Here is a 7,647-nt window from a genome sequence, read left to right as displayed (position 1 = left end):
CCCCCGCGGCGTCAGCGACCTCGAGAGCTGGATGCGCCAGCAGCGGCCCATCTGAGCGGCCAAGACGACGGCGCCGGGGGGGGGGGGGGGGGGGGCCCCCCCCCGGGGGGGGGGGGGGGGGGCGGGGGCCCCGGGCGCCGACGGCCTGCTGGCGCGGGGAAACGAGGCCGGTGGCCGGGTCGGCGAGCTGAGCTCGTTCGTCCTCGTGCAACGGCTGCTCGACCACGAGGAGCTGCGCGGGCAGGCGGGGCTGGCCCCGCCGGTGTGGTGCTGGGGCGGGGTGGGCCTGCGCACCGCCGTCGCCGCGGTCGTCGGCGGCGCCGCCGGGGTCGTCCTGGACACCCAGCTCGGCCTGCTGCGCGAGGCCACCGTGACGGCGGCGAGCGGCGCCATGTTGCGTCGCATGGACGGCACCGAGACGGTGGTCGCGGCCGGGCATCGGGTCTACCAGTCGGCGGCCGCCCGGCAGGCGGCTGGGGATGCCGAGGACTGGCCGGCTGGAACGGTCACCGCTCACCTCGGTGGCCAGGACCCGGATCGCCAGCTGATCCCGGTAGGGCAGGACGCCTTCCTCGCCCGCGTGTTCGCGACCCGTTTCGGGACCACCGCGCGGGTGGTTCGGGCGGTGCGCGGCGCGCTCGCCGACGCGGCGGACCCGGGCGCGCTCGCGGCCGCCGAGTCCGTTCTGGGAGACGGCTCGCCCCTGTGCGCCTCCTGGGGAACCACCCGGCCCGTCGCGCAGGGCCCCATGACCCGGGTCAGCGACCAGTCCGGGTTCGCGCGGCGGGTCGCCGAAGACGGCGCGTTGCCGTTTCTGGCGCTTGCCCTGGCGACCGAGCAGCAGTCCCGCCAGTTGCTGCTCGAGACGCGGGATCTGCTCGGGCAGCGGCCCTGGGGAGTCGGCCTGCTTGGCTTCGCGCCGGAGGAGGTGCGCGCCGCCCAGCTCGCGGTGGTGCGCGAGATCCGGCCCTCCTGCGTGATCGTCGCCGGAGGGCGGCCCTCCCAGGCCGCCGACCTCGAGAAGATCGGCATTCCGACGTTCCTGCACGTGCCGTCGCCCACGTTGCTGCGGCAGTTTCTCGACGCGGGTGCCCGCCGTTTCGTCTTCGAGGGTTCCGAATGCGGCGGCCACGTCGGCCCGCGCGCCAGCTTCCCGCTCTGGGAGGCGCAGGTCGACGTGCTGCTGAACTTCCTCGACGAGACCCGGCCGGGCGGCTTCGCGGACGGGCACGCCGCGCCGGGCGGCACCGGACCGAGCCCGCAGGTCCTGTTCGCCGGCGGCGTGCACGACGCCCGGTCGGCGGCGATGGTGGCCGCGCTGGCGAGCCCGCTGGGCGCCCGCGGCGTGGGCGTCGGGCTGTTGATGGGCACCGCCTACCTGTTCACGCGGGACGCCGTCGAGCTGGGCGCCATCCAGGAGGAGTTCCAGCGCCAGGTGGTGGCCGCGCGGCGCACCGCCCTGCTGCGGACCGCGCCAGGGCACACGACCCGCTGCGTGGACAGCCCGTTCGTCGAGCGGTTCCACGCCACCCGAGACGAGCTGCGCGCGCGGGACGTGCCGGACCACCAGGCCTGGGAGACGCTGGAACAGCTCAACGTCGGCCGGCTCCGCGTGGCCAGCAAGGGTTTGGAACGGCGCGGGGATGACCTCGCCGCGGTCGACCCTGAGCGACAGCGCCGCGAGGGCCTGTTCATGGCCGGGCAGGTCGCCGTGCTGCGGTCGGCCACCACGACTGTCCGCGAGCTGCACGACGACGTCACCGAAGGCGCGCGCAAGTACCTGCGCGACCACGCCGAGCGGTTGCGGGACAGCGGTGACGCGGCTGGCGCGTCAGCGGCGGCCCCGGCAGCGCCGCTCGACATCGCGATCGTCGGCATGGCCTGCGTGCTGCCGGACGCCCCCGACCTGGCCGCCTTCTGGGCGAACGTCGTCGCCGGCGCGGACGCGGTCTCGCTGGTGCCGCCCGAGCGGTGGGACGTCGGCGTCTACGCCGATGCCGACGGTGAGGGCGACGGCGGGCCGAGCGGGGAGAAGTCCCGCTCGAAGTGGGGCGGGTTCCTGCCCCGGGTCCCGTTCGACCCGCTGCGCTACGGCATCCCGCCGGCGTCGTTGGCGAGCATCGAGCCGGTCCAGGCCCTCGCGCTGGAGACCGCGCGGCGCGCGCTCGAGGACGCCCGCCTCGATCCCGCCCGCGTCGACCACTCCCGTACCGGTGTGGTGTTCGGTACCGAGCCCAACAGTGACCTGTCCGCCGCGATCACTCTGCGCGCGGTGCTGCCGGCCTACTACGGCGAGGTGCCACCGGAACTCGACGAGGTCCTCCCCCGCATCACGGCGGAGACCTTCACGGGCATCCTCGGCAACATCGTCGCCAGCCGGATCTCCAACCGGCTCGACCTGGGCGGGCCCGCCTATGTCGTCGACGCCGCCTGCGCATCCTCCCTCGCCGCCCTGGACCTGGGGTGCAAGGAGCTGCGGTTCGGCGGCGCGGACGTGATGATCTGCGGCGGCGCCGACCTGCACAACGGCGCGCTCGACTATCTGCTGTTCTCCTCCGTCGGCGCGCTGTCGCCGACCGGCCGGGCGCGCCCCTTCGCCGCCGACGCGGACGGGACCACCCTCGGCGAGGGGGTCGCCTGCGTCGTGCTCAAGCGGCTCGCCGACGCCGAACGCGACGGCGACCGCGTCTACGCCGTGATCAAAGGCCTCGGCTCGGCCAGCGACGGACGCTCCCTGGGCCTGACGGCCCCCCGGCCCGAGGGCCAGCGGCTCGCCCTCGAGCGTGCCTACCGCAACGCCGGTGTCTCGCCCGCCGACGTGGGTCTCGTCGAGGCGCACGGCACGGGCACGGTCGTCGGCGACCGCACCGAGCTCACCACGCTCACCCGGGTGTTCACGGAGGCCGGGGCAGGACCGGGCCGCTGCGCGCTCGGGTCGGTCAAGTCCCAGATCGGCCACACGAAGACCGCCGCGGGCCTCGCGGCCGTGGTCAGGACGTCGCTCGCGCTGCATCACGGCGTGCTCCCGCCGACGTTGCACGTCGGCACCCCGAACCCGGCCTGGGACGGTGACGTCAGCCCGTTCGTCTTCGCCGCCACCGCGCGGCCGTGGCCACGGCCCGCCGCCGAGCGGGTCGCCGGAGTCAGCGCCTTCGGTTTCGGCGGGGCGAACTACCACGCCGTCCTCGCCGGCCACCCCGGAGCGACCGACCCACGGCATGCCGTCGACCAGTGGCCGGCGGAGCTTTTCGTGTTCCGGGGCCCCGACCACGCCACCGCCCGGGCCGCCGTCGCCGAGCTGCGGCGGTTGCTGGTCAGGAACGACGCCGCCGGTCGCCCCTGGCCGCTGCGCGACCTCGCGGCCACCGCCACCGGCCGGGCCCAGCCGCGCCGGGGGCCGGTCCAGATCGCGGTGGTCGCCCGGGACCTGGACGACCTCGCCCACCTGCTGGACCGCGCGGCCCGTGGCGAGGCGGACCCACGAGCGGGGCTGTTCGCCGCCACCACGCCGCCACCGGATGGCGCGGTCGCGGTGTTGTTCCCCGGTCAGGGCAGCCAGCGGCCGGGCATGCTGGCCGAGCTGTTCGTCTCCTTCGGAGAGCTCCGGGACTACCTGCGGCTCGGCGAGCGGTGGCGGGACGCGCTGTTCCCGCCCTCGGCGTTCGACCCCTCGGCGTTCGACGGCCAGCCGGCGTCGCCAGCCGGCCGCGCGCGCGGCGCCGAGGAACGGCTGCGGGACACGCGGGTCGCGCAGCCGGCGCTCGGGGTCGCCGGCCTCGGCGTGTACCACCTGCTGTCCCGGCTCGGGCTCACCCCGGACATGACCGCCGGCCACAGCTACGGCGAGCTGGTCGCGCTGTGCGCCGCGGGTGCCTGCGACCCCGAGACCCTGCTCGAGCTGTCCGCCGCCCGCGGCGAGGCCATCGTCCAGGCGGTCACCGGGGCCGGCGGCGACGGGACGGCGGGAACCGTCCAGCCCGACCGGGGAGCGATGGCCGCCGCGCGAGCCTCGTTGCCCACCGTCACCAGAACACTGGCGGATCCGCGTCTCGGCGGCCAGGTCGTCGTGGCCAACCACAACGCGCCCGACCAGATCGTGATCTCCGGGCCCACCTCCGCCGTCGAGTCGGCGATCCGGCTGCTGCGGGAGGCCGGGCACGGCGCCGTGCGGCTACCCGTCGCCTGCGCCTTCCACAGCCCGATGATCGCGGGCGCCAGGGAGATCTTCGGCCAGGTGCTGGCCGACGCCGCGCTGGCCGACCCTCGGCTGCCGGTGTGGGCCAACCGCACCGCGGCCCCCTACCCGGCGACAGACGGCGTCGGTGGAGCGGGCGACGCCGTCCGGACCGAGCTCGTGGCGCAGGTCACGGCGCCGGTGCGGTTCGTCGACCAGGTCGAGGCGATGTACGCCGCCGGAGCGCGCGTCTTCGTCGAGGCGGGCCCCGGCCGGGTGCTGACCGGCCTGGTCGACGCCATCCTCGGTGACCGGCCGCATCTGGCCGTGGCCTGCGACGGCCACCGGGGCGGGCTGACCGGCTTCCTCGACGCCGTCGGCGCGCTCCTCGTCGGCGCGGTGCCGTTGGATGTCGGCTGGCTGTTCGAAGGCCGCGACGCGATCGACCGCGCGGGGTCGGCGCCGCTGGCGCCGCCGCCGTGGAGCGTGGACGGGCGCAGCATCTGCCGCCCGGACGGCGAACCGCTACCCGGCGGCCTGCCCCCGGCCGGCCGCGTGCGCCGGCCCGGCGGCTCGGCGCTCGCGCGGGCAACGACGCGACATCCCCGGGGCCCCGTCCCCACGGCACGCCGCGGCGTGGCCGACGCGCCGATAGCTGATCACCCGGCCGGGGCGCGCGCCGCGGTCTCCGGGATGGTGGCTCCGCCCGCCTGGGCCCTGGCCGCCGCCGCCACCCGCGAGGAGCTCGTCAGCGAGTTCCTGCGGACCTCCCGAGACAACCTGGCCGCGCAGCGCGACGTGCTGATCTCCTACCTGGGGGCCGGCCGCGACGCCACCGCGCCACCGCCGGCGCCGGGCTCGCCCGCCGCCGGCCTCCAGGTCACCGCGCCGCTCCCCGACACGACGAGCGGCGAGGCCGGCCCCCTCGGCCTGCCCGCCGGGCGGGCGCCGGGCGCGGACAGCCCGCTGGCCGCCGCGCCAGCCGCCGCGGCCCTGGCCTCGACCTCGGCATCGCCATCGGCATCGGCATCGGCATCGGCATCGGCGACGACCAGCGCCCCGCCGGATCTGACCGAGACGGTGCGTGATCTGATCGCCGAGGCCACTGGCTACCCGCTCGACATGATCGAGGTCGATCTGGACCTCGAGACCGACCTGTCGGTCAACTCCCTCAAGCGCACCGAGCTCGCCGGCGACCTCGTCGAGCGCCTCACCGTCACCAGCCCCGGCGGTGTCGACGAGCTCAGCCGTCTGCGCACCGTACGCGCCATCGTCGGCTGGCTCACCGACCACACCCGTGCCACGGCCACCGCAACCGCCCCCACCACGGCCCCGCGTCATCCGGCCGGCGACGCCGCGGCGGCGCCCGCGCACGCCGGCTCGGCCACCGGCCCCGAACCGGCGACGGACAGCCCCGAACCGGCGGCCGGCGGCCGCCGGGCCGGCGAGCCGCCGGCCTTCGCGCCCGCCGGCCCGGACCGGGCGGCACGAGCCCCGGCCGGGCCACGCGGCCACGGCCCGAAGCGGTTCGTCCTCACCCAGCGCCCCGCGCCGCTCGCCGGGCGCGAGGTGTCCTTGAGCGGTACCACCTGGGTGGTGTTCGGCCGCGCCGCCGACGTGCCGGGGCGCGACGCCGTCCTACGCCGGCTCACGGAGCTCGGCGCCGCGGCGCGGTTCCGGCTGGTCGACGAGCTGGCGCACGCCGCCCCGTCGGACCTGGACGGCGGGATCTTCCTGGCTGGCTGGGGCGAGAACACCGGCGGCGCGGAGCTGCCCGACGCCTTCGGAGCGCTGCGCGCCGTGCTGCGCGGCGAGGTCCGCTGGCTGCTGGCGGTGGCACCGCCGGACGCGGCGCGGGCCCCTGGCCTGCGCGGCCTGTTCCGCGCCCTCGGCCGTGAGTACCCGCACGCCGCGATCAAGGTGGTGGAAACCGACGCGACCGCGGGGCCCGGCCTCGCCGACCTGGTCGCCGCCGAACTGGCGGAGCCTCCCGGCGGCCCGGTGGTCGTCGTCCATCACGACGGCGTCCGCCAGACCGAGGTACTGACGCCAGCCTCCCCCGGCCCGCTCGCGACCCTCGGCGCGGGACCGGCTGACGACGGTTCCGCCGAGACCGCGGCGCTCGGCCTGGACGGAGACGCGGTCGTCGTCCTGGTCGGCGGCGCCCGCGGGATCACCGCGGGGTTCACCACCCTGCTGGCCGGCGCCGCCCGCTGCCACCTGGAACTGGCCGGACGCACGCCTGAACCGACAGCCGAGGAGGATCCACGGCTGGCGGGGGCGTTCGACCGGCCCGCGCTGCTCCACGCGGTGGGCCGGCTCGGGATCCGCGACCCGAAGGCGGCCCACCAGACCGCCGGGGAGGTGCTCGCGCAGCGGGAGATCCGGGCGACGCTGGCCGACGCCACGGCCCGCGGCGGCGAGGCCCACTACCACCAACTCGACGTGCTGGACACCGACGCGGTTCATTGGTTCGTCAAGCAGGTGTTCGCCCGGCACGGCCGGATCGACGCCGTCGTGTACTCCGCCGGCGTGATCGAGGACCGGCTGGTCGCCGACAAGCAGCCGGAGTCCTTCCGCCGGGTGTTCGACACGAAGGTCGCCGGCGCGCGGGCGATGCTGGCGGCGTTCGACGAGTTACCCGTCCCGCCGCGCCTGCTGGTGTTCTTCGGCAGCATCGCCGCTGTTCTGGGAAGTCGGGGGCAGAGCGACTACGCGGCGGCCAACGACGCGTTGGAGACGCTCGGCGCGGCCTGGGCGCGGCGAACCGGGTCGAGGGCGCTGACCGTGCACTGGGGGCCCTGGGCGCCGGACCCACATCATCCCGGCATGGTCAGCGCCGACCTCGAACGGGACTTCGCCCGTCGCGGGGTGGACCTGATCGATCCGGAGGAGGGGCATCGCTGCCTGCTGCGCGAGCTCGCCTGGGGCCCGCGCGACCTCGCCGGTGTCGTCTACACGGCCTCCGGCTGGTAGCCGATGTCCCCCTCGAAACCCTCGGCGTCCGCGAAGCCCTCGGTACCCGCGAAGCCCTCAGCGTCTTCGAAGCCCTCGGTACCCGCGAAACGCTCCGTGCCCGCGAAGCCCATGGCGTCCGCGTCCGCGTCGGCGGTGCCCCGTCGAGCTCCGGCTCGGGCCGCGACCTCCACCTCGGCCTGGCGCCAGCCGCCGGTCGCGATCGTCGGCATGGCCGTGCTGCTGCCCGGCGCTCCCGACCTGGACACCTACTGGTGGAACCTGGTGGGCGGCGTCGACGCGATCACCGAAGTGCCGCCGGGCCGCTGGGATCCGGTGTTCTACGACCCGTCCGCTGCCTCCGGGCCGGCCAGGGCCGACCGGATCTACTGCCGCCGCGGCGGGTTCGTGGATGACCTGGCCTATGTGGACCCCGTCCGCTTCGGCATTCCGCCCCGCGACGTGGCCAGCATCGAGCCCGACCAGCTCATCGCGCTGCGGGTCGCGTCGGCCGCCGT

The 7,647-nt window shown here is 76.3% G+C and carries 3 protein-coding genes; 2 read left to right on the top strand and 1 reads right to left on the bottom strand.

Going from position 1 to position 7,647, the window contains the following annotated elements:
• The first annotated feature begins 205 nt into the window (after positions 1–205).
• A complete protein-coding gene (locus I6A81_RS03240) occupies positions 206–7,150 on the top strand; it encodes an SDR family oxidoreductase (protein WP_307874434.1) in 6,945 nt (2,314 codons plus the stop codon).
• Here the strand turns inward: I6A81_RS03240 and I6A81_RS03235 are convergent.
• Positions 7,129–7,362: a hypothetical protein gene (locus I6A81_RS03235; protein WP_203006641.1), complete on the bottom strand. Its 234-nt coding sequence runs from the start codon at positions 7,360–7,362 to the stop codon at positions 7,129–7,131. The genes I6A81_RS03240 and I6A81_RS03235 overlap by 22 nt on opposite strands.
• Between I6A81_RS03235 and I6A81_RS03230 the strand changes: the two genes are divergently transcribed.
• The coding region (locus tag I6A81_RS03230; RefSeq protein WP_238438638.1) for a beta-ketoacyl synthase N-terminal-like domain-containing protein at positions 7,361–7,647 on the top strand (287 nt) is incomplete at its 3' end. The two genes, I6A81_RS03235 and I6A81_RS03230, sit on opposite strands and share 2 nt — an antisense overlap.

Source organism: Frankia nepalensis, assembly GCF_016786325.1.
Classification (GTDB): domain Bacteria; phylum Actinomycetota; class Actinomycetes; order Frankiales; family Frankiaceae; genus Pseudofrankia; species Pseudofrankia nepalensis.
Note: the sequence above shows the minus strand (reverse complement) of the source record. Positions and strands in the feature narration are given on the sequence as shown.